The organism is Ruegeria sp. A4 (assembly GCF_056543025.1).
Map to the genome: position 1 here is coordinate 811,049 of NZ_JBQGAW010000001.1, position 25,443 is coordinate 836,491.

The following is a 25,443-nucleotide window of genomic DNA, read 5'->3' on the forward strand; positions in this document are numbered from 1 at the left end:
ACCGGCAGATTATTCTGCCGGTTCGGGTTCATCGATCTGCGCCACGCGCGCGCCGGATTTGTTCGAAGTCACCACGCCCAGCGATTTCAATTTCCGATGCAGGGCACTGCGTTCCATGCCCACAAAGCTGGCCGTGCGGCTGATATTGCCGCCAAACCGGTTGATCTGTGTCAGCAGATATTCTCGCTCGAACGCCTCTCGGGCTTCGCGCAACGGCAAGGTGGCCAGTGCGCCAGACAACACGACACGACCTGAATCTTCTGCCTTTTCTTCCTCGTTCGGCAACTCACGCGCCTCAATCGGGCCGGAGCCATCGCCAAGGATCAGAACCCGCTCGATCAGGTTCTTGAGCTGGCGCACGTTGCCGGGCCAGGTCATCGTCTGCAACAGCGCGACAGCCTCTTCCGAAAGTTCCCTGATCGGCAAACCCTGAGTTTCGTTGCACATCTCGATAAAGTGCTGCGCCAGAACCGGGATATCTTCGCGCCGATCTTCGAGTGACGGCACGGCAATCGGCACGACGTTCAGACGGTGGTACAGCTCTTCCCGGAACCGTTCAGCCGCGATTTCTTCGTCAAGATCCTTGCTTGTTGACGAGATCACGCGAAGATCCACGCGCACCTTGTCACTGCCACCGACACGCTGGAACTGCTGATCCACCAGCACCCGCAGGATTTTTGATTGTGTCCCAAGGGGCATGTCGGCAACTTCGTCAAAATAGACCACGCCTCCATGCGCCTCTTCCAGCAAACCCGATTCCACGCCGCGTTCTGCCGATTCCCGGCCAAACAGCACCTCTTCCACACGTTCGGGTTCGATCCCCGCGCAGTTTACCGTGACAAATGGCGCGTTGGCACGATTTGAATGGGCATGGATATACCGTGCTGCAATCTCTTTGCCGGACCCAGCTGGGCCGCTGAGCATCACGCGGCCATTCGACTTGGTCACCTTGTCCAACTGCCCCTGCATGGCGCGGAACGCGGCGGATTTGCCGATCATGTCGGAATTGTTGACTTCTTTCCGCTTCAGAGACGCATTCTCGCGACGCAGGCGAGAGGTCTCCATCGCGCGGCGGATCACCACCATCAACTGGTCTATGTTGAACGGCTTTTCGATAAAATCATACGCGCCCTGCTTGATTGCGGCGACGGCAATTTCAATGTTGCCGTGGCCCGAAATGATCACCACCGGCACATCCGGGTTGTCGCGTTTCACCGCTTTCAGGATGTCGATGCCATCCATTCGGCTGTCTTTCAGCCAGATATCCAGGATCAACAACCCCGGCGGTTCAGAGTTGATTGACGCCATGCACTCGTCCGAGTTGGCCGCCAGCCGGGTTGAATAGCCTTCGTCCTCCAGAATGTCGGACACCAGCTCGCGAATATCGCGCTCATCATCTACGATCAGAATGTCACTCATCTTTGGCCTGCTTTCAGTTTGTTGGTTCTAATTGCCTGCTTCTGTGGCGCTGCCGTTTGGGACACAGTAACCCCCGGCAATCGGATCACGGCCATCGCGCCAAAATGGTCCTGTCCGTCAAATACGGGCGCATCCTCGAGGGTCAGCGCGCCGCCATGCTCTTCAATGATCTTCTTGACGATGGGCAGGCCCAGCCCGGTCCCTTCGTCGCGTGTCGTTACATAGGGCTCAAACAGCCGTGCCCGATCCTCGGGCAGGCCGATCCCGTTGTCTGCAATGGTTATGACCGTACCCGCATCATCACTGGTAATCGCCACTTTGATCTGTGGCTTAAGGTTGTCGGGCGCGCCTTTTTCCTTAAGGGTTACAATGGCTTCCCCGGCATTCTTGATGAGGTTTGTCAGCGCTTGGTTCAGCATGGTTGCATCCACATCAGCCATTATGGGCTGTTGCGGCAGATCGGCATCGATCTGCACATCCGGCTGCCCGGCCTGTTGCAGCAGGACAGCCTCGTGCACCAGATCAACAAGGTTTTCTTCCCTGCGTTCAGGTTCGGGCATCCGTGCAAATTTCGAGAATTCATCCACAATGCGGCGCAGATCGTTGGTCTGCCGCACAATCACGTTAGTCATCGAATCCAGGCTGCTGCTGTCTTCCTCATCCAGTTTGCGCGAGAACTTGCGCTTGATCCGTTCCGCGCTCAGCTGGATCGGGGTCAGCGGGTTCTTGATCTCATGCGCGATGCGGCGGGCCACGTCACCCCAGGCCGCCATCCGTTGGGCGCTGACCAGATCGGTGACGTCATCGAAGGCAACCACATAACCTTCCAGGCCGCCATCTTCTCCCCGACGGATGGCCATGCGGACCAACAGGTTCTCGAGCCGTCCCTTGCGGGTCACTTTGATTTCGCCCTGAACGGCCTCTTGCCCGCTGTCCTTCAAACTTTCAAACAGGGGCAGAAATTCCGGCACCGCAATGCCGATGGCCAGATGCTGCTCGCCCCCGGTCCAATCCAGCAACCGCTCGGCCGAACGGTTCACGAATGTAATGCATCCTTCTGGGTCCACCCCAACGACACCCGAAGTGACCGAGCTGAGCACCGAATCGAACAGACGGCGCCGGCTTTCAATTTGCCGCGTGTTCTCCAACAGAGTATCGCGCTGTCCTTTCAACTGCCGGGTCATCTGGTTGAAATACCGGCCCAGCATCGCGATTTCGTCGTCGCTGGCCTCTTCAATCACCTGGACGCTCAGATCACCGGCCCCAACCCGCTGCGCCGCGGTGGTCAACCGCCCCACGGGACGCGACAGCCGTTCGGCAAACCACATGCCCAGGGACATTGCCGCAAGGATCAGGATCAACGCAAAGCCCAGATACAACAGGCCGAACTCGAACAGCACCCTGCCCCGTTCGCTTTCCAGTTGCTGATAGAACTGTGCCGTTTCCTTGGTATCGTCCAGCAGCGTCAACAACTGCCCATCCACCTCGCGGCTGACATAGAGATAGCGGTCCAGATAAGCCTTCAGAGGAACCAGCGCGCGGAACTCGTTGTTGGGCCAGTCGGCGATGATCAGCAGGCCCTTGTCGGTGGCTTCTGCAATCTGCTCGGGGGTTGGGGCTTCGTAGTTGAACAGGTAGGACCGGTCCCCGCGCGATTTGATTTCGCCACCACCGTCGATGACATAGGCTTCGCGCAGCCCCCGTTGAATCTGAGCTTGCCCCTGCGCCAGAACTTCGCGCAGTTCAGCGTCCGAGATATAGAAGTCCAGCGATCGGGCGTTGTCCAGATATCGCGCAAGAACAGACGCGTCTTGCGTTAACCCTCGGCGGTGTTCCTGTTCATACGCTTCTGCCGCGGTCAGCGAAGACCCAACAACCTGACGCACGCGGTCGGAAAACCAGCCCTCAAGCCCGATATTGACGGTCAATCCGGCAAAAATCGCCACGGTCACGGTTGGAACCAGCGCCAACAGAGTAAACGCCCCGATCAGGCGCAAATGAAGGCGCGAACCCGCCGACTTGGCCCGACGTGCGGCAATCAAGCTGCCAACCTGCCCAAGCACAAGTGCTGCAACAACCAGAACGTATACGAGATCGGCCAACAGAATCAGCCGCAAAGTCGGTGCAGTGGCGCCAAGATCGAAAGGACCGATGACAAGGTAAGTGGCCAGCGCCAGAACAGGCCCCATGAGAACCAGGCCAAACGTGCCAAAATTGCGCAGTTTCCGTGATTTACGCCATCGACTGATCGATGGGATCATCCCGCTCTGTGCTCGGGTTGCCACTGTCTGCCCTCATCCTGATGTGCCGCTTGCGCGGCTTACCGCCATATATCGTGATCTTTTCCCAACAGATGCCGGGAAGCCACGGTTTGTGTGGCGATATTACATCAGTTTGCGTCGACGTGTCACCTGAATATCGAGATCCGTAATCTTTTTTCGCAACGTATTTCGGTTGATTCCCAGCAAATCGGCACATTTCGCCTGATTTCCGCCAGTTGCATCCAACGCGATTTCGATCAGTGGCGCCTCAACTTCCCGCAAAATACGCTGATACAGGCCCGGGGGCGGCAGAATGTTGCCGTGCAGGTCAAAATACCTCCGCAGATGCCGCTCGACCGAGGTCGAAAGCTTTTCGCGCTCACCGCCGCTCAGGACCGGTTCGGCCTCTGGCTGGCTGCCAAGCACCGTTTCCACTTCGGCTTTCGTGATTTCATCAGCACGGCTGGTCAGACCCAACCGGCGCACGGCATTTTCCAGTTGCCGCACGTTCCCGGGCCAGGAATAGCGCCGCACCAGCTCCACCGCCTCGGGGCTGAGCCAGCGTTTGGTGCCGTTTTCCCGCTCTTCCCGAGCCAGAAAGTGCTCGGCCAGCAGCGGAATGTCATCCACCCTTTCACGCAGTGATGGAACGTGGATCGTCGCCCCGCACAAGCGATAGTAAAGGTCCTGACGGATGCGCCCGTTCTCCATCCCTTCGGTAAGGTCCGACTGGCTGGTGGCCATGAAACGGGGAACGTGATCGCCCGGTGTATCCATCATGCGGACGATGCGCGCCTGAACCTCATCTTCGATATCTGCGATTTCGTCTATCAACAGCGTGCCGCCGCGCACCCGCGCCATCACACGGGCCGGGCCTTCCAGATCGCGCAATTCGGCAGCGGTGACAGTGACAAAGGGCAAGGTTCGACGGTCGGAAAAATCGTGAATGGCCCGCGCAATCAGTGACTTGCCCGTGCCGCTTTCACCGGAAATCATGACCGAGAGATCTGTGTTCATCACCCGGGCGACCAACCGGTAAAGGGCCTGCATCACCGGTGTTCGCCCGACCAGAGGCAGTTCTTCGGGGCGCTCGCTTGTGCCCACGGCCGGCTCTGGCTGGGCGCGTTGCTTCTGATCCAGCGCCCGCGCCGTCCGTTTCATCAGATCCGGCAGGTCGAAGGGTTTTGGCAGATAATCGTACGCATCCGCCTCTGTCGCCTGAATCGCCGTCATGATGGTGTTTTGCGCGGAAATCACGATCACCGGCAAACCGGGGCGGTCTTCGGCGATCTTCGGCAGCATCTCAAGACCGTTTCCATCGGGCATGACCACGTCGGAAATCACCACGTCCCCTTTTCCCTCGCCGACCCAGCGCATCAACGTGGTCAGTGATGAGGTCGCATGCACCTTGCACCCGGCACGAGTGAGGGCCTGTGTCAGAACAGTGCGGATCGTGCGATCGTCGTCCGCGACCAGTACGGTGCCATCCATCAGGTGCTCTCCTTCTTGTCCTCGATTGCGTCTCGCGGCGCGCGGCGCAGCGACAGTTTGAATACCGTTCGCCCGGGCACGGATTCGGCCGAAATCCAGCCGTCATGGTCCGAAATGATCTTGCTGACCAGCGCCAGCCCCAGGCCGGTGCCGTTTTCCTTGCCGGATACGAAGGGATCGAAAATGTCGCCGCGGATGTCTTCTGGCAGGCCCGGACCATCATCGATGATCTCGATCTGCAAAGGCAGCGAATGCCCTGACCCGTCACTGCGACGCAACCGGAAGGAATGTTCGAAATAGGTCCGCAGGCGGATCGTTCCACCCTGCGGCCCTGCCGCTTCGGAAGCGTTCCTGAGCAGATTCAGGATCACCTGTAGAATCTGATCCGGGTCTCCGTAAGCCAGCGGCAGCGACGGATCGTAATCTTCGACGATCGTCATGTCCGCGCCAAATCCCAACAATGCCGACCGTCTTGCGCGATCCAGCACATCGTGGATGTTGACCGGCTTGAAGTCGGGTTTCTGAAGGTTCCCGAATTGCTCGACCTGTTCCAGCAACTTCACGATCCGGCGGCTTTCGGCAACAATAAGGTCAGTCAGTTCAAGATCTTGCGGCGGTATATTCATGCTGAGCAACTGCGCCGCACCAGTGATCCCGGCCAGCGGGTTCTTGATCTCGTGCGCCAGCATTTCCGCCATGCCGATCGCCGACTGTGCCGCCGATTTGACCGTGTTGCCGCGGGTCATGCGGCTGGCCAGTTCGCGCGGCGAGACAATCATGATCATCAACCCCGGATGCCCGACCAAAGGCGCAATCTGCAACGCGCATTGCAGTGGCGCTCGGCTACCCGACCCCACATCCACATCATTCACGAACAAAGGCGTTCCCTGCCAGCGGGCGCGCTCGAACGCCTCTTCCAACGGCGCGTCCACGGCGATCTGATCCCACACCGGATGGCCGATCACCGATTTGCGCGACGCGTTCAGAAACCCCTCACCCGCAGCATTCACATCGGATATCCGGTCCTGTTCATCAATAATGAACGCCGGAACCGGCAGCGAGTTCCAGATGCTGGCATCGGAATTCATGCCGCCACCTCGTCCGTATCGCTTAGCGCATCTGCCAACAGGCGCAGAACTTCCGCCGGATCACGTGACGTCAGGACCGCCCGGCGCAAGGGCGCAGGCGTTGCGGCTTCGTCCATGTACCATCCCAAGTGCTTGCGGGCGACACGCAGACCCAGATCAGCGCCATAGAAATCCAGCATCGACTGATAATGCGCGCAAACCATATCAACCAGATCATGACCGGTCGGAATCTCGGGCGCTTCGGCCCCGTACAGGTCATGACAGATTTGCGCCAACACCCAAGGTTTGCCCTGGGCGCCACGACCGACCATCACCCCATCCGCGCCGGATTGGCGCAACGCGGTTCGGGCGGCGTCAGAGTCCACGATGTCTCCGTTCGCGATAACCGGGATCGATACGGCCTCTTTCACCGCCCGGATTGCCCGCCAATCGGCGTGACCCTTGTAGAACTGACAGCGTGTGCGGCCATGGATCGTGACCATCTGAATACCCGCGTCCTGAGCGCGGCGTGCCACGTCGGGCGCGTTCAACAGAGTGTCGTCCCATCCCAGCCGGGTTTTCAGCGTCACCGGCAGATCGACCGCGCCCACCACGGCCTCGATCAGTGCAAGCGCGTGGTCCGGCGTTTTCAGAAGGGCCGAGCCGGAATAACCGTTTGTTACCTTCTTGGCGGGGCACCCCATGTTGATGTCGATCACACGCGCGCCACGGTCGGCCACCTGACGGGCCGCCTCGGCCATCCAATGGGCCTCGCGCCCAGCCAGTTGCACGGCGGTGTTTTCCACATCCGCGGACAGTTCCGCCCGTTCCCGCACGCCAGGTTTGGCCTGCACCATCTCTTGACTGGCGACCATTTCACTGACGACCATACCCGCACCGAAACGCATCACCAGATCGCGAAACGGGCGGTCGGTGATTCCGGCCATGGGGGCCAGCAAAACAGGCGGTGCTATTTCCTTGTCGGCAAGGTGCAGTGTCAACGTGCTTAATCCTTGGGCAGTTGTGTTTTTGATATCGGTTTCTGCGCATATGAACAACAAATCGGCATGCAGCAAGCCCGCAAAATCATCATTTGCCTAATTATTAATCACATGACCATGGGTGATTGCCTCTGCATTCACCGCCGCCTAAACAATGCCCATCACGAGGAGAGCGCGCACATATGACAACCGCTGCCATCATAGTTGCCGCCGGTCGCGGGTCGCGCGCCGGGGGTGGCGTGCCAAAGCAATGGCGCAGCCTTGCGGGCCGGCGGGTGGCCGATTGGACGATCGAGCGCTTTCGCGGACAGGTGGATCACATTGTTCTGGTGTTGTCCGACGAAGACAGCGCCGCATGGGAAGAATTCCGTGAAACCGACCTGATCCTGGCTTCGGGCGGAACGGATCGCGCGGGATCGGTGCGCAATGGATTGGCTGCACTGGCCGACCGGAACGTACAGCGCGTTTTGATCCACGACGTTGCAAGGCCTTGCGTCACACCCCGCATCATCACCGACGTTCTGAACGCCCTGGAAACATGTCCGGCGGCGGCGCCCGGGCTGGCGGTGACCGATGCGCTGTGGGTTGGGCATGAACAGGCCGTGACCGGTACGCAGGATCGCAGCAACCTGTTTGCCGCGCAAACTCCGCAGGGGTTTCACTATGACGCCATCACCGCCGCCCACGCCGCCCATCCGGGCGGCGCTGCGGATGATGTCGAGGTGGCCCGCGCCGCCGGCCTTGATGTCTGCATCGTACCGGGCGATGCGGACAATCTGAAAATCACCCGACCCGAGGATTTTGCCCGGGCGGAACGCATAATGGGAACGGACATGGATGTAAGGCTGGGCAACGGGTACGATGTGCACCGTTTTGGCGATGGGGATCATGTGATCCTTTGCGGTGTGAAAGTGCCGCATGACCGCGGATTGCAAGGCCATTCGGACGCCGATGTCGGAATGCACGCGGTCACCGATGCGATCTATGGCGCACTGGCACAGGGCGATATCGGGCAGCATTTCCCGCCTTGGGACCCGCAATGGAAAGGCGCCGCCAGCGAGATTTTCCTGCGCCACGCGGTCGAGCTGGCGGGGCAGATGGGATACCGTATATCGAACGTCGATTGCACACTGGTCTGCGAATATCCAAAGATTGGCCCGCACGCAGTGGCCATGCGAGAAAAGATGTCTGAAATCATGGGCCTGCGTGCAGATCAGGTTTCGGTCAAGGCGACAACGTCCGAGCGTCTGGGCTTTACCGGCCGCAGCGAGGGCATCGCCTCGCTCGCCACGGCCTGTCTGGTGAAAGCATGAACGCGGCACAGATGATCGGGACTGTCGGCGGCGTTGGCTATTTGCGCCCCGCCCCCGGCACCTGGGGATCACTGGTGGCCCTGCCAATGGCCTGGGTATTGCACACGCTGGGTGGTTTCCCGTTGCTGGCGATCGCAACGGTTGCGGTTTTTTTCGGCGGCCTCTGGGCCACGCGGGTGATGACCAGGGGTCAGGATGACCACGACCCGTCCGAAATCGTCATCGATGAGGTCGCAGGCCAGTTCATCGCGCTTTGGGCGATTTCCTATCCGTCTTGGGCGCATGGAATCGACATAACCGCGCTCTGGCCTGGCTGGGTTGCCGGGTTCATCCTGTTCCGTCTGTTCGACATCACCAAACCGGGCCCTGTCGGCTGGGCTGATCGCCGCGGCGATCCGATGGGCGTGATGCTGGATGACGTGATTGCGGGTATATTTGCAGCCATTGGTGTGATGGTTCTGGCAGGTATCGCACACGGAGTTCTGGGGCTATGAACGTCGCAGACCTGCTGGACCGCGCCAAGGCACAGGGCGTGATGATCGCCACCGCCGAAAGCTGCACCGGCGGCATGGTCGCTGCGGCCCTGACCGATATTCCCGGCAGCTCTGCGGTCGTGGATCGGGGTTTTGTCACCTACACCAACGAGGCCAAACAGGACATGTTGGGCGTTCGGGCCGAAACGCTGAACGCGCATGGTGCGGTTTCCGAACAGGTGGCCCGTGAAATGGCAGATGGAGCACTGCGCAACTCGCTGGCGCAACTTGCCGTCTCGATCACGGGAATTGCCGGGCCGGGCGGGTCCGAATTCAAACCCGAAGGGCGCGTGTGTTTCGGCTTGGCCGTCAAGGGACGGCCGACGCATGTTGAAACCGTCGAATTCGGCGTACCCGGTCGCGATGCGGTGCGGCGCGCGGCGCGTGACCACGCCTTGACCTTGCTGTACACGGCCCTTTCCGCAGACGCCTAAACTTTCAGCACATGGCCAAAAAAACCGCTTCTTTTGAAGTCAGTTGAAAAAAGGCTGCCAAAACAGGCACTTTTTTTCGCTTTGCCTCTTTTTTCTCCAACCGACGGTGGCTTGAAACAGCCCACACCGCTCACGCAGCGCCGATCCGTGCCCAGTTTCCACGGATCCGCGCACTCATTCGGAAGGGAGAATGGCCCATGAACGGAGCCGATACAGCCTGGATCATCGTAGCAACCGCGTTGGTCCTTTTCATGACATTGCCAGGCCTCGCCCTGTTCTATGGCGGGCTCGTGCGTGCCCGAAATGTCCTCAGCGTTTTCATGCATTGCTTTGCTATTGCCTGTTTGATGAGCGTTCTGTGGCTGGTCGCAGGGTATTCCATCGCGTTCGGACCCGGTGAAAGCGGGCTTTGGGGTGGTTTGGGCAAGGCCTTCCTCAACGGCGTCGACGTGGACAGCCTTGCAGGAACCCTGCCCGAGATCCTGTTCTTCGCCTTCCAGATGACCTTCGCCATCATCACCCCGGCGTTGATCGTGGGCGCCTACGTCGAACGTGTGGGCTTTGGCTTTGTCCTGACTTTCTCGGCGCTGTGGATGCTGCTGTGCTATGCGCCCGTGGTGCACTGGATCTGGGGTGGCGGGATGCTGGCTGATGGCGGCATTCTGGGCGAGATCGGTGTGCGAGACTTTGCTGGTGGCATCGTGGTGCATGAAACCGCTGGTCTGGCAGCACTGATTGTCGCGGTCATCCTCGGGCCGCGTCGCAACCGCACCACTCCGCCGCACAACCCCGGTTTTGTCATGGTCGGCGCCGCAATGCTGTGGGTCGGCTGGTTCGGTTTCAACGGTGGTTCGCAACTGGCCGCCGATGGCGGAGCGGCGATGGCCCTGACCGTCACGCACCTGTCCGCGGCTACGGCATCGCTAAGCTGGGCCCTGTGGGAGCGTATCCGCTTTGGCAAGGCCTCGATGGTCGGTCTGGTCACCGGCACAATCGCGGGTTTGGCCTCGATCACGCCCGCATCGGGTTTCGTCGGTCCGGTTCAGGCCCTGATCATTGGCGCGGTGGCCGGTGTTCTGTGTCAGGAAGCCGTCAGCATCGTGCGTAACAAGCTGAATATCGACGACACGCTGGATGTCTTCGCCGTGCATGGTGTCGGCGGTATTTTCGGCACGCTCATGATCGCCCTGTTTGGCCTTGGAACCTGGACCGCTCAGTTGGGCGGGCTCGTTATCGTGGGTGCCTTTACGGCAGTTGTCACGTTTGTGTTGGTCAAACTGGTTGCACAGATCACACCACTTCGCGTAGACGCCGAGACCGAGACAAATGGCCTCGACCTCTCGGTACATGGCGAGCGGGCCTATGACATGAGCAGTTAAGCCCACCTTGGCTGCCCATCGCCCGTACGGGCAAAAGCGGACCTCTTGGGGGTCCGCTTTTCTTTTGCCCAATCCCTCTCGACTCCGGCCCAAGGGTCGGGCTATCAGCCCGCAACGTGTTTTCAGCCCCGAGGTTTGCGCCATGATCCCCAGTTCTTTTCCCGACAGCACCGAAATCGCCCGGCTGACTGCACGGATGCTGCTGGAGATCAAGGCCGTGCATTTCAACTCGCGGGAACCGTTCACGCTGGCCAGCGGGTTGCCCAGCCCGACCTATATCGACTGCCGCAAACTGATCTCGTATCCGCGTATCCGCTCGACCCTTATGGATTTCCTGACCGTCACGGTGATGCGGGAGGCTGGCTTTGAGGCATTCGACAACATCGCAGGCGGGGAAACGGCGGGCATCCCCTTTGCCGCCATGGTCGCCGAGCGCATGGCTCTGCCCATGACCTACGTGCGCAAGAAACCTAAGGGCTATGGCCGCAACGCCCGAATCGAGGGGGCGATGAGCGAAGGTGAGCGTGTGTTGCTGGTTGAAGACCTGACCACTGATGGCGGCTCGAAACTGTCCTTTGTCGATGCGATCCGCGAAACCGGTGCCGACTGCGGGCACACCGCCGTCATCTTCTACTACGGCATCTTCCCCGAGACCGAGAAAACGCTGGGTGATCATGGCGTCAAGCTGCACTCGCTCTGCACATGGTGGGATGTTCTGGCAGAGGCCAAGGCACAGAAAGCCTTTGATCAGGAAACACTTGATGGTGTCGAAGCTTTCCTGAACGACCCGCGTGGATGGCAAGAGGCCAATAAACCAGCGTAAACCTCTTGTGGAAGGATTGGGGATAAACCCGAAAGAATCGGGCAGGTCGCCACGATATGTGGTGACTTTTCCGACAATTCCTACATAATAAGCGATGCATATGCAGGCATCCAAGCGGTCTGGAAAGTTATCCCTAGGCTTTACCCCAAGTTAGTCACAGGTATTTCCAGATAGCTTGCGGTGACGTTTCGCGTGTAGAACCTCGGAACGGGCAGCGGGGATAAAATGAACGAGATCAGCAGTATCGAGCAGGCAGCGGCACAGATTCAGAACGCCGAAACCATGCCGCATTCCATTGAGGCCGAACAGCAGCTTCTGGGTGCGATCCTGACCAATAACGACCTGTACGACCGGGTCGCCTCGATCATCGGGGCTGAACATTTCTATGATCCGGTCCATGCCCGGATTTACGAAGTGGCCTCGGCCCGCATTGCAAAGAATGCGCTTGCCTCGCCCGTGACGCTCAAATCATTCATGGCCGAGGATGAGGGCCTGAAGGAACTGGGCGGTCCCGCCTATCTGGTCAAACTGGCCGGCGCTTCGATCAGCGCATTCGCGGTGCACGACTATGCCCAGATGATCTATGACCTTGCCATCCGGCGCGAGCTGATCCGGCTGGGCCGCGACATCTCGGACAAAGCGGCGCGGGTCGATGTCTCGAGCGAGCCGAAAGAACAGATCGTCGAGGCCGAGCAGCAGCTTTATCAGCTGTCCGAGCAGGGCCAGACCGAGCAAGGCTTTCAGTCCTTCCTCAAGGCTGTTACCGAAGCCGTCAACGTCACCAACGAGGCCTACCAGCGCGGCGGCGGCATGGCCGGAATTTCCACCGGTCTGGCCGATCTGGACAAGCAATTGGGTGGGTTGCACCCGTCTGACCTGATCATTCTGGCCGGGCGTCCATCCATGGGTAAAACCTCGCTGGCGACCAACATCGCCTTCAACGTTGCCAAGGCCTACAAGCGTGGCACAAAGCCTGACGGCAGCGAAGGCGCGGTCGATGGCGGCGTTGTTGGCTTCTTCTCACTCGAGATGAGTGCGGAACAGCTTGCGGGCCGGGTTCTGGCGGAAGCCTCGGAGATTTCCAGCCACAAAATCCGTCAGGGCGACATGACCGAGGCCGAGTTCCGTCGTTTTGTGGATGCGGCGAAAGAGCTGGAAGCCTGTCCTCTGTTTATTGACGACACCCCTGCCTTGCCGATCTCGCAACTTGCCGCCCGTGCACGACGGTTGAAACGAACGCACGGGCTGGACTTGCTGGTCATCGACTATCTACAGCTTTGCCGGGGCATGGCCGACAACCGGGTAAACGAAATCGCCGAGATTTCGATGGGCATGAAAGCCATCGCCAAGGAACTGAACATCCCGGTCATTGCGCTTTCACAGCTGTCGCGGCAGGTGGAAAACCGCGACGATAAGCGCCCGCAGCTGTCCGACCTGCGCGAATCCGGCTCGATCGAGCAGGACGCCGACGTTGTGATGTTTGTGTTCCGCGAGGAATACTACAAAGAGCGCGAAAAGCCCGGCGATCACGAGTTGGAAAAGATGGAAGAGTGGAAACAGGCGATGGAACGTCTGCACGGCAAGGCCGAAGTCATTGTCGGCAAACAGCGTCACGGACCCATCGGTACGGTCGAGTTGTCGTTCGAAGCCCAATTCACCCGCTTTGGCAATCTGGTCAAGCCCTGGCAACAGGGTGGTGAAATCGAGGGTTATTGATCGCGGACAGAACACCTGCCCCAGATATGAAACGCCAAGCCCTTTGGTGTTTTTCCTGCCCGGTGTTAACGTGACGGTGACGTTCAACCCAACGCGCCAAACCCGCCCGGAGACCCACTGATTTGCCCGCGATCATATCGGAAATAAGATATCGCAACGGCCCGAACTTTGCTCCGGACGGAGATTTCATTGAAATCCGGGTTCCGACCGGAACCGACGTCACCGGCTTGCAGGTCGATGTTTACAACCCCAATGGCTCGGTGCGCAGTTCGACGGATGTCGACAATGGAACGATGACCACTGTGGGCGGGTTCGACTATTACGTGATTTCGGCGCGCATCAACCGGTTTGGGGCGGTCTCTCTTTCGGACAATGGTTCGGTTCTCAGCTTTGTATCCTTTGACTCGCAGGTGACTGCGACACAGGGGCCGGCCAGCGGCCAGACCTCGACCCAGATCGGCAGCAACGGCACGGACGATACCGCGTCTCTGTCATCGAAGGACGGAGTGAACTTTGTTGAGGATCCCAATCCCAGCCCCGGCGCCCCCTGTTTCGTTTCGGACACCCTGATCCTGACGGACCGTGGCGAAATCAGCGTTCAGGATATCCGCCCCGGTGACAAAGTGATGACGACCGAAGGCAGCGCGGCCACCGTTCGGCTTGTTCTGTCCCGGTCATTGCGCCAGGCCGATCTGTTGAAATCACCCGAACTGCGCCCAGTCCGCATTACGGCCGGCGCCCTGGGGCACGGCCTGCCCCGCCGAGACCTGACGGTTTCGCGACAGCACAGAATGCTGGTCCGATCGGACATCGCGCAGCGCATGTTCGACACAAGGGACGTTTTGGTCTCGGCCATCCGGCTGACAGACCTGCCGGGCGTTTACGTGGATTACGATGCGACGCAGGTGGTTTATCATCACGTTGTCTGTGACCGTCACGTGGTTCTTTTTGCCGAAGGCGCGCCAAGTGAAAGCCTGTTCACCGGCCCCGAAGCCCTCAAATCCCTTCCGCCCGAAGCGTTGCATGAGCTGTTGCAGATTTTTCCCGATCTCAACTGCAATAAGGATATGGACCCTGCCTTCTATATCCCCAGCGGAAGGCGACAGAAAAAGCTGGTGGCCCGACATGTCCGGAACAGCAAGGCGATCATAGATGAGGCCCTGTTCTAGGCTGTGGAACCAAGGCCATCGACCAAAGCGAAAAATCCGATCCCGCCTACCACAGCAACGGATTGTTCAGCGCGGAAACGCATCGCGACGGGCCTTTCAGCGGTTTCAGGTCAAAACCGTCCAGCGCCTGTCCCAACCAGCCGTGCGGATGGCTTAGTTTCAGCGGTGGCTGGGCAGTATCCTCGGTGATCTGCACAAAATCCGTTTTGCAATAATAGGCCGGGTCGCCATAGGTCAGTGCCACATCCACACCTGCCGCCCGCAAGCGATCCAGACCATAGGAAATCAGCGCCTGTCCAATACCTGTTTTTTGCCTGCCCGTTTGCACGGCCATCGGCGAGAGTATGAACACATTGCGCGTATCCTGCGAAAACGTCATCCGGGAAAAGATGGCACAGCCAAGCAGCTCGTGATCGTGTTGAGCCGTGCACACCAGGATATCTTCAGGCGGCGTGCTGTTGAGCAATTCACGTGCGAATGCACCTATTGCCGCCCCTTCCTCTGGCCCTTCCGATGCGAAAAAAACGTCTGCAAAAAGACGGATGATCTCTGACGGGTCCCGGGTCAAACCGGTAGAAAAATCCATGGCTCCCTCATGAGTTGACGCTGCGCCCGGTCTTTGCCGGAACCGAACGATCCGGTTCCCAGGATCGCTTTAACGTTGATGTGAAGACAATCCCCAAAACCTGCAACCATGGCGGAATGCTGCCATTTCTTCTTTTTTTTGGTGTTTTCCGTAACAACAGACCAAACACCAACATAAACCGACAGGTAAATGCGCCATTCCCTCTTGACCTTGGACGGCGCAATGTCATGAACAGTGCCATGAGTACTGCACGTTTGACGATCAATCTTCAGGCGCTCGCCAGGAATTGGCGGGCGCTCGACGCGAAAACCGGGGTCGAAACCGGCGCCGTGGTCAAGGCCGATGCCTATGGGCTGGGTGCCGGGCCCGTCAGCGATACGCTGGCCGAGGAAGGCGTTCGCAAGTTTTTTGTGGCAGCCGCAGAAGAAGGCGCCGCTGTCCGCAAGGCGGTCGGCCCCGGCCCGATGATCTTTGTCTTTTCCGGCCATATGGAGGGCGACACAGACCTTCTGCGCGCCAATGACCTGACGCCGCTGATCAACTCGGGCGAGCAGTATCAGCGCCATATGGAGGCCCTGCCCGACCGTCCCTTTGGCATTCAGCTGGACAGTGGCATGAACCGGCTGGGTCTGGAACCCGCCGACTGGGCCGAACTGCGCCCAAGGGCCGAGGCCCTGAACCCGGCCGTTGTCATGTCTCATCTGGCCTGCTCGGACGAGCCGGACCATCCGATGAACCGCCAGCAGCTGAAAACCTTCCGCGAAATGACCGACGGTATCGCCGCGCCGCGTTCTCTGGCTGCGACCGGCGGTTTGCTTTTGGGGCCCGAGTTCCATTTCGATTTCTGCCGCCCGGGCATCGGCCTGTATGGCGGCCTGCCCTTTGCGGATGCCAAACCCGTTGTCACCGTCGATCTGCCTGTCATTCAGGTGCGCAGATTGGCCGTGGGCGAAACCGTTGGTTACGGCAACAGTTGGGTGGCGCGCCGGCCGTCCCGTATCGCCACCGTCGCGGCCGGGTATGCTGACGGCCTGCATCGCGCCATCGGGGGCGGCATCGACGCCTTCGCCAGCAATCAGCCCTGCCCGGTTGTTGGCCGTATCTCGATGGACCTGATCACGGTGGACGTCACGGACCTGCCCAAAGACCCGGAACGCCTGCGTATCCTGAATGGCCATCAGACCGTCGATGACCTGGCCGAAGCTGCCGGGACAATTGGCTATGAAATCCTCACATCAATGGGCAATCGCTATTCGCGGGGCTATGTGGAATGAACCCGCTCACCGCGCTCGGAGGTCTGGGCCGCACAGTTCTGAGCCTGCTTGCGGCCTTTGGCCGGGTGGCATTGTTCGCACTTGATGCGATTTCGCACATTCTGCGCCCCCCCTTCTATCCGCGCGAATTTGGCATGGCCCTGCTGAACATCGGCTGGCTGTCCCTGCCGGTCGTCGGCCTTACCGCGATTTTCACCGGCGGTGCGCTGGCGTTGCAGATCTACGCTGGCGGCGCGCGTTTCAACGCCGAAGCGGTGGTGCCCCAGATCGTCGCCATCGGTATGGTACGAGAGCTCGGCCCGGTTCTGGTCGGCCTGATGATTGCCGCGCGCGTGACCTCATCCATCGCGGCCGAGATCGCCACGATGAAAGTGACCGAACAGATCGACGCGCTGGTCACTCTGTCGACCCACCCGATGAAATACCTCACCGCCCCGCGGGTTCTGGCCGCCCTGATCACCGTGCCGGCTTTGGTGGCAGTGGGTGACATCATCGGAATTGCCGGGGGCTACACCGTGGCCACGCAAAACCTGGGCTTCAACCCGGCCGCCTATCTGAAAAACACGGTCGATTTCCTTGAAACACGCGACATCGTCTCGTCGCTGGTCAAAGGCGCGGCCTTTGGCCTGATCGCGGCGATCATGGGCTGTTACTACGGCATGAATTCCGGCCGTGGCGCACAAGGCGTGGGCCGCGCCACCAAAGGCTCGGTCGAGGCCGCGGCGGTGTTGATCCTGGCCGCAAACTTCGTTCTCACGGGGGTATTCTTCTCGCTATGATCCGGATGGAGAACGTACATAAGGCCTTCGGTGACAACCACGTGCTGCAAGGCATGAACCTTGAGATCCCCAAAGGCACCTCGATGGTCATCATCGGCGGTTCGGGCACCGGAAAATCGGTCGCGCTGAAATGCATTCTGGGCCTGATCAAACCCGATCGCGGCATGATCTATGTGGACGGCAAAGACGCCAGCAAGGGCGACCGAGATGCCTTTCTGGCCCGGTTCGGGATGTTGTTTCAGGGCGCGGCCCTGTTTGATTCACTGACCGTCTGGCAGAACGTCGCCTTCCGCCTGCTGCGTGGTTCTCTGAAACGTCCAATCGAGGAAGCCCGCGAGATCGCCATCGACAAACTGCGCCGCGTGGGCCTGAAATCCGACGTGGCCGACCGCTTTCCGGCGGAACTGTCAGGCGGCATGCAAAAACGCGTGGGTCTTGCCCGCGCCATCGCCGCCGAGCCCGAAATCATCTTTTTCGACGAACCCACCACCGGCCTCGACCCGATCATGTCCGGCGTCATCAATGACCTGATCCGCGAGATCGTGACCGAGATGGGCGCCACCGCGATGACCATCACCCACGACATGAGCTCGGTCCGCGCGATTGCCGACAACGTCGCCATGCTGCACGGAGGCGTCATCCAGTGGACCGGCCCGGTCAGCCAGATGGATGCCTCGGGTGATCCCTATGTCGAGCAGTTCATCAGCGGGAGTGCAGAGGGGCCGATTGAGGCTGTGCGTTAATCTTCGCTCTTTGCCAGCCACTTTGCCGAGCGTTCGATAACGTCCTGAGGAATAGCTTCGGCGCGCCTTGTCTGCAGGTTGAGCAAGACGCATTTAAAAACGGTCGAAAATGTCGTCTCACCGTCCATCACTCGAACTAATTTGTGGCTGAAAGTCATGGACTTCGTTCCTACTTTCAGGATTTCGCTTTCCATTTGGATCGCCTCGCCGGCACTCAACTCCGCAAGGAAATTGCTTTCTGCATGGACCACCGCAAAGGATAGCTTTCTTCCTGACCGCATGTCTTCGGACGTCAGCCCCAACTCTGCCTGCAACGCAAAAACGGAATCCGAACATGCCGCAAAATACTTGGACACGTTCATATGCCCCAGAAAATCACAGTCCGATGGATCGACAATTGACTTGAAGGCCACAAAACCCGACATCATTCCTCCCCGTCTAAAAATAACTCAGTGGCGAGTGCTGGTTTAAGGTAACCATATCAAATCATCGCCGCAAATTTCGAAATCTTACCTAGACGCCCAGTCATGACCCTCCGCCTCGCCACCCTCTCCCTCCTGATCCTTTACCCCATCGCGTGGTTCGCCCCGCTGATGCGCGCGGGGTTTCTGCCGATCTTCGGCCTCAGCGAAATCAGTGTCATCACCGGGCTGCAATCCTTGTGGAAATCCGACGTCTTCCTTGCGCTGATCGTCACCATCTTCGCCCTCTTCGCCCCTTACATCAAAACCATCGGCACCGCGCTGATCCAATGGAACCTGCTGGATGCCCGCGTCCAACCTGCGCTCAACATCCTCGGCAAGCTGGCCATGGCCGACATTTTCTTGATCGCGCTTTACATCACATTGGCCAAGGGAATCTCATACGCCACCGTTGAGACCGCATGGGGTCTCTACCTGTTCACGGCCTGCATTTTGGCGTCGATCGTGCTTGGCCATATTACAGAGATGACATCCACTTCACGAAAAGCTCAGACCTAATTGATTGAAAACACAAACCTAAGTATCATCTTTATATTTCGAGCAACAGTGTTTTGTAGTTTTCGGGTCCGCAGCGGATCGCACGCAATCGTTAGATTACCTTCCGCTTCGGCCCGGTGTGTACCGGTTTGAGAAGGAGTTCGACGATCATGGCCGCCCTCCACAGTATTACATTGCAATTTCAGAATGCCTTTTTAAGACTGACTTTTGTCCTGATCTGTTTGGCGGCCTTGTTGGCCGTTTCAGCCACGTTGTTGTCCGCTTTTGGCGTATTGCCCTGGCTCTCAATGCAGGCCGGATTTGGCGAGGCACCGGCAAAGGATGCCGGCATGTTCATCCAGATTGGCCTTACAGCGCTGATTCTCATGCTGGCGTTTTACCTGCCGGCAAATGCCCGAATGATGGCGCTGGAAAACAGCCACCGCAAATTTGCGCTCAATATGCATGACATCGCGGACGCGTATCAAATGGCCCATGCCGCCGATCGCGGCGGGCTGTTCGTGATGTCGTCCGAGTTTGACGCCGTCAAGGAACGCATGGGGTTTCTGCGCCAGCACCCCGACCTGCAATCGCTCGAGCCCGAGATCCTGGAACTGGCCGCGCAGATGAGCCAGATCAGTCAGGAACTGGCCCGGACCTATGGCGATGCGCAAGTCGAACGCGCGCGGATGTTCCTGCAACAGCGACAGGAAGAGATCGAACTGTTTCAACAACGTCTGGAAGAGGCGCAGGTCATCCAGAACGAATTGCGCCAATGGACGCGGGATGTGGAAATGGAAGAGACGATCGCCAGGTCGCAACTTACCCGCCTGCGGGATGAGTTGTTCGAGCTTCTGCCCGAATTGTCGACCCAACTGCACACACCGCGCAACAACGGCTCCTCAAAGGCGTCCAGCGTGGTTGCAATGTCGCCCCTTCGACCGGCGGAATAGGCGCGCCAGCGCCCGCTTCGGGCGATGGCCCAACCGGGCCTGAGGCCGCAGCGCGCCATCGGCGGTGAGGAAAGCCCGCAAGGGCTTGAAGAACCGCCCAAGCTCGGGCACCAAGTGCGTCATGGCAAAGACGACATCCTTCTCCTGCTCGGCCTGCGGTGCGACGCATACAAGATGGTCCGGACGCTGCGACGGTTGCGGCGAATGGAACACCATTGTTCAGGACGCGCCCATATCGACTGGCCCGGCCAGAAAATCCCTCGGCGGCAAACGCGGCCAGTCCATCGCACTCGCGGATTTGTCCACCGAGGAAACACCGCCGCCCCGCACCCTCTGCGGGGTCGAGGAACTGGACCGCGTCTTGGGCGGCGGGCTGGTCCCGGCCTCCGCCCTGTTGGTGGGCGGAGACCCCGGCATCGGGAAATCTACCCTGCTGCTGCAAGCCGCAGCGCGTTTCGCACGTGCGGGCGTGAAAACCATCTATGTCTCGGGCGAAGAAGCCAGCGCACAGGTGCGTATGCGCGCCCGCCGTCTTGGGCTTGAGGACGCCCCCGTTCAACTTGCCGCCGAAACCAACCTGCGCGACATCCTCACGACGCTGGAAGCCGAAAAACCGGGCCTGGCCATCATCGATTCGATTCAGACGATGTGGGCAGACAATGTCGACAGCGCACCCGGTTCCGTATCACAAGTCCGGGCCGCGGCCCATGAACTGACCACGTTTGCGAAACGGCACGGTGTTTCGATCATCATGGTTGGCCACGTCACCAAGGAAGGCCAGATCGCGGGCCCTCGTGTGGTCGAACACATGGTTGACACCGTCCTTTATTTCGAGGGCGAGCGCGGCCACCAGTTCCGTATCCTGCGCGCGGTCAAGAACCGCTTTGGCCCAGCGGACGAAATCGGCGTGTTCGAGATGACCGGCAAGGGCTTGGCCCAAGTGACCAACCCCTCGGCCCTGTTCCTGTCCGAACGTGGCAGGCCAAGCCCCGGCTCTGCTGTTTTTGCGGGCATTGAAGGCACTCGTCCCGTACTGGTCGAATTGCAGGCTCTGGTCGCACCCTCGCCCCACTCACAGCCCCGCCGCACCGTTGTTGGGTGGGACAGCGGGCGGTTGGCAATGATCCTTGCGGTGCTCGAGGCCCGCTGCGGCATTCCTTTTGCCGGGCTCGACGTCTATCTCAACGTTGCTGGAGGTCTGAAGGTCAGCGAACCCGCCGCCGATCTGGCTGTGGCCGCCGCCCTTCTGAGTGCCCGCGAAGACACAGCCTTGCCCGCCGACACGGTCGTATTCGGAGAAATCTCGCTGTCCGGGGCACTTAGACCGGCCCCACAGACCGAAAACAGGTTGAAAGAAGCGCAAAAACTTGGTTTCACGTCGGCAATTGCTCCGGCTGGTGGCAAAACCGGCACTGTGGCAGGTCTGACACTCACCCGACCCTCTGATTTGGTGGGGTTTGTTGGCGAAACCTTCGGAGCAGGTTAAAGTCGCGCCCCGAGGGGCAGAAAAAGAACAGGCGAGGGCCATGGAAGGTTTTACAATAATTGACGGGGTCGTCGCCCTGATCATCGTGCTGTCGGGCTTGCTGGCCTACTCACGTGGCTTCATGCGCGAAGTTCTGGCCATTGCAGGCTGGGTCGCGGCGGCCGTTCTGGCATTCATCTTTGCCCCACAGGCTGTACCGCTGGTCAAAGAAATCCCGGTGGTCGGAGATTTCCTGCGCGACAGCTGTGAACTTTCGGTGATCACCGGCTTTGCAGCCGTCTTTGCCTTGGCTTTGATTGTGGTCAGCATTTTCACACCGCTGTTTTCGTCGCTGGTCCAGCGCTCGGCTTTGGGCGGCCTGGATCAGGCGCTGGGGCTGTTCTTCGGCATCGCGCGCGGCATTCTGCTGGTTGCAATCGCCTTCTTTGTCTATGACACGGTCATGACTGGCCAGTCCTATACAATCGTAGACGAAAGCCGCTCGGCCAAGGTATTCGAGCAGTTCAGCAGCCAGATTGAAGAGCAAAACCCCGAAGCCGCTCTGGGCTGGGTGACTGCACAATACGAAGAACTTGTCGCCAGCTGCACGGCAGGAAACGAACAACCCGAAACCACGGCACCAGCTGACGGGTAAAGTCAGGGTGCATTGCGTGATCAAAGCCCGGCACTGTCCGGGCTTTTTCGATTCAAATGTACCCTTCCCCGCCACAAACCGTACAGCGGATCGTTTTCAGCCCGAAACACCCGTCGCACCGGCTGGAGATCGGTTTGCCAAGAATATCCCGGCTTTTGACAACTTCGCCCGCCCCGTTGCAGATCTGACAGGGCGCCCGGCCCATTCCCCGGCACCTGTGGCACCGTTGCTTGATCTGCTCCTGCTTCTTTTGAGGTTTATGTTGCCACATTCCGGCCCTTTGCGTGCTTCACCCATCCTGACTTGCACATATTAATTGGCATGACAGCACATATGATTGCACATGTCATCTCCTTCCTGACCCTGCCCCGATCCGCGAAACCCCGACCTGCGGCAATAGGTGAGTGTGATCCTTTGATGACAGCCACGCCATTAGGCATTATGTGGAGGCCAACCCGCCACGGAATCGGAGCCACCGATCTTGTTCTTTCTGTTCGAATGCGCGCTGGTCGTTGTGATGGTCGCCCTGTTGGCGTCGTTGTCGCCTGCCACCAAACCGACCGCGCGCGCCTTGCAGAGGATCCGAAGCCGAACGGCGGTCAACCCTCTGGTCAAATCGTCATAGAAGTTGGAGCCCCGTAAATGTGTGGGATTTTGGGAATCGCAAGCCGGACACATGATGTGTTTGCCGAAATCTATGACGGGCTGCTGATGTTGCAGCACCGGGGTCAGGATGCCTCAGGGATCGTGACCTATAACGGCGAATTCTTCCGCGAAAAGAAGGCCAACGGTCTGGTCAAGGATGTGTTCAACGCCCAGGATGCAGAAACCCTGTTGGGGCGCGTGGGCATGGGGCATGTGCGCTATCCGACGGCGGGGTCCCTCAGCGCGGCCGAGGCGCAGCCCTTTTTCGTGAACGCCCCCTACGGCATCTATCTGGTTCACAACGGCAACATCACCAACACCGCTGAGCAGCGCGAAAAGGTTACCGGCAAATACAGCCGTCACCTGCGCACCACGTCAGACTCTGAAATCCTTTTGAACGTGCTGGCCGACAAAGTGGCGGACGCGATCAAGGTTAATGGCAACGGCGAACCCATCCGCAATCTGTTTGCCGGTGTGAAGATGACGATGGAACGCGTTCAGGGCGCCTATTCCGTGATCTGTCTGGTCGCGGGTGTCGGTATGCTGGCCTTTCGCGATCCGTTTGGCATTCGCCCACTTTCGGTCGCCAAACGCGAAGTGGACGGAGACGGTGATGATTATGCCTTTGCGTCGGAAGACGTGGCGTTTGGCATCAACGGCTTTGAAAAGCTGCGTGATCTTCGCCCGGGTGAGGCGATCCTGATCGATCTGGACGGCAACATGCACGAGTTTCAGGCGGTCGAAGGCAAGCTGACACCCTGCATATTCGAGTATGTCTACCTGGCGCGCCCGGATTCTTTGCTGGACGGTGTTTCGGTTTACAAGACGCAGATGCGCATGGGCCAGACGCTGGCGAAACAGATTCAGGATTCAGGGCTGGAAATAGATCGGATCATCCCGGTGCCCGACAGCGCCCGCCCCGTGGCCCTGGAAGCCGCAAAGATCACCGGCATCCCCTATCGCGAAGGGCTGGTGAAAAACCGTTATGTCGGGCGTACGTTCATCATGCCGGGTCAGGCGGAACGGCAGAAATCCGTCCGCCGCAAGCTGAATGCCGTGCCGCTGGAATTCGACGGCCACAGTGTTCTGCTGATCGACGATTCCATCGTACGGGGCAACACCATCAAGAAGATCGTTCAGATGTGCCGCGATGCCGGGGCCAAGAAGGTCTATGTCGCCAGCGCCTCGCCGCCGGTGAAATACCCCAATGTCTACGGTATAGACATGCCTACCAAGGCCGAGCTGATCGCGAACGGCAAGGAAATCGAAGAGATCCGCGAAGAACTGGGTGCCGACGCCCTGTTCTATCAGCACCTGGAAGATCTGATCTGGGCCGCCAAGGAGGGCAATCCCGAGATCGAAGCCTTCGACTGTTCCTGTTTTGACGGCAAATACATCACGGGCAGCGTCAGCGAAGGTTATCTGGACAATCTGGAGAACAGCAGCCGTGTCAGCCAGAAGCGCGCCGACATGCAGGTTCCGGGCGGGTCCTGGAACGCGGCGAAACTGGCCTCGGGCTGAGCGGACGAAACGGGACTGACACAGTCAGTTTTCCGTTCTGAAAAGCGAATCAAAACGGCGGAACATCCTGGCCAGCCGATAGCTGTCGACCGGCCTGATTGCTGTCATGGGATGTGGATGAGTGGAAATTTGCCACAACCAGTCGGCGAATTCCACGCAATCACAAGGGCTTTTTTCAAGGGCGCCAAATCGTGATGACACCTGTCCGTGCAGCGCTTTTGTTCGCTTGAGCGTTTTGCTATCTGGCCGCGACCACTCACTCAAAAAGGGGTTCGGGCCACGGCCCGGTCCGCGGATCATGTCAAACGCCAAAGTCCAAAGCGCGGCCACACAGCGGGGCGCGCTGAAGAAGAATTCCGTCTCGGTTCTGGGCGTATTCGGGCCGAAAGCGGATATGCGCGCCCTGATGCGACTGACATCAGGCCGCGTGAAAGAAGTAAAACCCGGAAGCCGCGTTGCCTCGGGCACAGTAGTCGCGATTGATGAGCATGGCATAATGCTGCGACAAAGCGGCCAGACCCGGCGTATCGCCATCCCCGGCGGCTGATCACATCTTGACGCCCCGCGCGCGGGGGTTCAAACCGCAGGCATGACCGATACGACCAAAATCGCCCTGATAACCGGGGCCTCGCGCGGGCTGGGCGCTGCCCTGGCCGAAGCGCTGGCGCCCGAATACCACATCGTCGCCGTCGCCCGGACCACTGGCGGGCTGGAAGAACTGGACGATCGCATCAAGGCCAAGGGTGGCTCTGCCACGCTGGCACCGATGGACATCACCGATCCGAACGCGATGGCAACCCTGTGCCGCGGGATCCATGACCGTTGGGGCAAGGTGGATTTGTGGCTGCATACGGCCGTTCACACCTCGGCGCTGACGCCGGTACATTTCGTCGACCCCAAGGAATGGACCAAGGCAGTCAACACGAATGCAAACGCAACCTCGGTTCTGATCCCATATGTCTCGCCCCTGCTGGGTGAAAACGGCCACGCGGTGTTTTTCGATGACCCGAAAGCCGGTCAGAAGTTCTATGGCATCTATGGTGCCACCAAGGCCGCGCAAATGGCCTTGGCCCGCAGTTGGGCGGCCGAGACCGAACGCACCGGTCCGCGCGTTTCGATCGTGGAACCAGCACCGATGCCGACCGCCGTGCGTGCCCGGTTCCACCCGGGCGAAGATCGCGATGCACTGACGAGCACCGCAGATGAAGCTGCGCGGATCCTGGCGCTGCTTTAGGAAATGGCCCTGACGGGCCATGC

The 25,443-nt window shown here is 59.4% G+C and carries 25 protein-coding genes; 17 read left to right on the plus strand and 8 right to left on the minus strand.

Features of this window, described 5'->3' with window-relative positions:
• Positions 1-9 precede the first annotated feature (9 nt).
• The 5 genes from ntrX to dusB form a co-directional block, all read right to left on the minus strand.
• Entirely contained in the window at positions 10-1,419 is a 1,410-nt protein-coding gene (gene ntrX, locus ACR0E2_RS03995) for a nitrogen assimilation response regulator NtrX (RefSeq protein ID WP_152458151.1), read from the minus strand.
• A complete protein-coding gene (locus ACR0E2_RS04000) occupies positions 1,416-3,680 on the minus strand; it encodes a sensor histidine kinase NtrY-like (RefSeq protein ID WP_480446175.1) in 2,265 nt (754 codons plus the stop codon). The genes ntrX and ACR0E2_RS04000 overlap by 4 nt, the downstream gene beginning before the upstream one ends.
• Positions 3,681-3,803: 123 nt before the next feature.
• Positions 3,804-5,171 (minus strand): response regulator, encoded by a 1,368-nt coding sequence (locus tag ACR0E2_RS04005; protein WP_171167875.1) that lies wholly within the window; start codon positions 5,169-5,171, stop codon positions 3,804-3,806.
• The gene (locus ACR0E2_RS04010; RefSeq protein WP_480445288.1) at positions 5,171-6,259 is read right to left on the minus strand and encodes a two-component system sensor histidine kinase NtrB; all 1,089 of its coding nucleotides are present in this window, start codon (positions 6,257-6,259) and stop codon (positions 5,171-5,173) included. Before ACR0E2_RS04010 ends, ACR0E2_RS04005 begins: the two co-directional genes overlap by 1 nt.
• Entirely contained in the window at positions 6,256-7,239 is a 984-nt protein-coding gene (gene dusB / locus ACR0E2_RS04015; RefSeq protein WP_480445290.1) for a tRNA dihydrouridine synthase DusB, read from the minus strand. Before dusB ends, ACR0E2_RS04010 begins: the two co-directional genes overlap by 4 nt.
• Positions 7,240-7,421: 182 nt before the next feature.
• Here dusB and ACR0E2_RS04020 point away from each other — a divergent pair, with 182 nt between their 5' ends.
• The 7 genes from ACR0E2_RS04020 to ACR0E2_RS04050 all read left to right on the plus strand — a co-directional run bounded on the left by ACR0E2_RS04020 (position 7,422) and on the right by ACR0E2_RS04050 (position 14,606).
• The gene (locus ACR0E2_RS04020; RefSeq protein ID WP_480445292.1) at positions 7,422-8,552 is read left to right on the plus strand and encodes a bifunctional 2-C-methyl-D-erythritol 4-phosphate cytidylyltransferase/2-C-methyl-D-erythritol 2,4-cyclodiphosphate synthase; all 1,131 of its coding nucleotides are present in this window, start codon (positions 7,422-7,424) and stop codon (positions 8,550-8,552) included.
• Entirely contained in the window at positions 8,549-9,046 is a 498-nt protein-coding gene (locus ACR0E2_RS04025) for a phosphatidylglycerophosphatase A family protein (protein WP_480445293.1), read from the plus strand. The genes ACR0E2_RS04020 and ACR0E2_RS04025 overlap by 4 nt, the downstream gene beginning before the upstream one ends.
• Positions 9,043-9,519, plus strand: coding sequence for a CinA family protein (locus ACR0E2_RS04030; RefSeq protein WP_480445295.1), 477 nt, complete (start codon positions 9,043-9,045; stop codon positions 9,517-9,519). Before ACR0E2_RS04025 ends, ACR0E2_RS04030 begins: the two co-directional genes overlap by 4 nt.
• A gap of 197 nt (positions 9,520-9,716) precedes the next feature.
• Positions 9,717-10,898, plus strand: a complete 1,182-nt coding sequence (locus tag ACR0E2_RS04035; protein ID WP_480445297.1) for an ammonium transporter — start codon at positions 9,717-9,719, stop codon at positions 10,896-10,898.
• Between the two features lie 142 nt (positions 10,899-11,040).
• Positions 11,041-11,721 (plus strand): orotate phosphoribosyltransferase, encoded by a 681-nt coding sequence (locus ACR0E2_RS04040; RefSeq protein ID WP_480445298.1) that lies wholly within the window; start codon positions 11,041-11,043, stop codon positions 11,719-11,721.
• 225 nt (positions 11,722-11,946) lie between these two features.
• Positions 11,947-13,437 carry a replicative DNA helicase gene (locus tag ACR0E2_RS04045; RefSeq protein WP_171167861.1) on the plus strand — a complete coding sequence of 497 codons (1,491 nt, stop codon included), beginning with the start codon at positions 11,947-11,949 and terminating at the stop codon, positions 13,435-13,437.
• Between the two features lie 122 nt (positions 13,438-13,559).
• The gene (locus ACR0E2_RS04050; protein WP_480445299.1) at positions 13,560-14,606 is read left to right on the plus strand and encodes a Hint domain-containing protein; all 1,047 of its coding nucleotides are present in this window, start codon (positions 13,560-13,562) and stop codon (positions 14,604-14,606) included.
• Between the two features lie 46 nt (positions 14,607-14,652).
• On the opposite strand, the gene ACR0E2_RS04055 is transcribed toward ACR0E2_RS04050, so the two are convergent.
• Positions 14,653-15,192: a GNAT family N-acetyltransferase gene (locus ACR0E2_RS04055; protein ID WP_480445301.1), complete on the minus strand. Its 540-nt coding sequence runs from the start codon at positions 15,190-15,192 to the stop codon at positions 14,653-14,655.
• A gap of 239 nt (positions 15,193-15,431) precedes the next feature.
• Here ACR0E2_RS04055 and alr point away from each other — a divergent pair, with 239 nt between their 5' ends.
• From alr to ACR0E2_RS04070, 3 genes are read left to right on the plus strand one after another with little or no spacing between them, the layout of a single operon-like run.
• Positions 15,432-16,466 carry an alanine racemase gene (gene alr / locus ACR0E2_RS04060; RefSeq protein ID WP_480445303.1) on the plus strand — a complete coding sequence of 345 codons (1,035 nt, stop codon included), beginning with the start codon at positions 15,432-15,434 and terminating at the stop codon, positions 16,464-16,466.
• On the plus strand, positions 16,463-17,245 hold the full coding sequence (locus tag ACR0E2_RS04065) for an MlaE family ABC transporter permease (RefSeq protein WP_152458163.1): 783 nt from the start codon (positions 16,463-16,465) through the stop codon (positions 17,243-17,245). The genes alr and ACR0E2_RS04065 overlap by 4 nt, the downstream gene beginning before the upstream one ends.
• On the plus strand, positions 17,242-17,988 hold the full coding sequence (locus ACR0E2_RS04070; protein WP_480445304.1) for an ABC transporter ATP-binding protein: 747 nt from the start codon (positions 17,242-17,244) through the stop codon (positions 17,986-17,988). The genes ACR0E2_RS04065 and ACR0E2_RS04070 overlap by 4 nt, the downstream gene beginning before the upstream one ends.
• Here ACR0E2_RS04070 and ACR0E2_RS04075 read toward each other — a convergent pair.
• Positions 17,985-18,413 carry an acyl-CoA thioesterase gene (locus ACR0E2_RS04075; RefSeq protein WP_152458165.1) on the minus strand — a complete coding sequence of 143 codons (429 nt, stop codon included), beginning with the start codon at positions 18,411-18,413 and terminating at the stop codon, positions 17,985-17,987. The genes ACR0E2_RS04070 and ACR0E2_RS04075 overlap by 4 nt on opposite strands.
• A gap of 102 nt (positions 18,414-18,515) precedes the next feature.
• Here ACR0E2_RS04075 and ACR0E2_RS04080 point away from each other — a divergent pair, with 102 nt between their 5' ends.
• From ACR0E2_RS04080 to purF, 5 genes are all read left to right on the plus strand, one after another.
• Entirely contained in the window at positions 18,516-18,968 is a 453-nt protein-coding gene (locus ACR0E2_RS04080) for a paraquat-inducible protein A (protein ID WP_224852706.1), read from the plus strand.
• Between the two features lie 149 nt (positions 18,969-19,117).
• Positions 19,118-19,900 (plus strand): DNA repair protein, encoded by a 783-nt coding sequence (locus tag ACR0E2_RS04085; protein ID WP_480445305.1) that lies wholly within the window; start codon positions 19,118-19,120, stop codon positions 19,898-19,900.
• Between the two features lie 121 nt (positions 19,901-20,021).
• Positions 20,022-21,386: a DNA repair protein RadA gene (radA, locus tag ACR0E2_RS04090; protein WP_480445307.1), complete on the plus strand. Its 1,365-nt coding sequence runs from the start codon at positions 20,022-20,024 to the stop codon at positions 21,384-21,386.
• A gap of 40 nt (positions 21,387-21,426) precedes the next feature.
• Positions 21,427-22,020: a CvpA family protein gene (locus tag ACR0E2_RS04095; protein ID WP_152458169.1), complete on the plus strand. Its 594-nt coding sequence runs from the start codon at positions 21,427-21,429 to the stop codon at positions 22,018-22,020.
• 642 nt (positions 22,021-22,662) lie between these two features.
• Positions 22,663-24,186, plus strand: a complete 1,524-nt coding sequence (gene purF, locus ACR0E2_RS04100; RefSeq protein WP_171639384.1) for an amidophosphoribosyltransferase — start codon at positions 22,663-22,665, stop codon at positions 24,184-24,186.
• 24 nt (positions 24,187-24,210) lie between these two features.
• Here purF and ACR0E2_RS04105 read toward each other — a convergent pair whose 3' ends face one another.
• Complete coding sequence (locus ACR0E2_RS04105) at positions 24,211-24,486, minus strand: hypothetical protein (protein WP_480445309.1); 276 nt, start codon at positions 24,484-24,486, stop codon at positions 24,211-24,213.
• Here ACR0E2_RS04105 and ACR0E2_RS04110 point away from each other — a divergent pair.
• Together ACR0E2_RS04110 and ACR0E2_RS04115 are read left to right on the plus strand one after the other, a co-directional pair.
• Positions 24,485-24,733: a hypothetical protein gene (locus ACR0E2_RS04110; protein ID WP_480445311.1), complete on the plus strand. Its 249-nt coding sequence runs from the start codon at positions 24,485-24,487 to the stop codon at positions 24,731-24,733. The two genes, ACR0E2_RS04105 and ACR0E2_RS04110, sit on opposite strands and share 2 nt — an antisense overlap.
• A gap of 42 nt (positions 24,734-24,775) precedes the next feature.
• On the plus strand, positions 24,776-25,420 hold the full coding sequence (locus tag ACR0E2_RS04115; protein WP_152458172.1) for an SDR family NAD(P)-dependent oxidoreductase: 645 nt from the start codon (positions 24,776-24,778) through the stop codon (positions 25,418-25,420).
• Positions 25,421-25,443 lie beyond the last annotated feature (23 nt).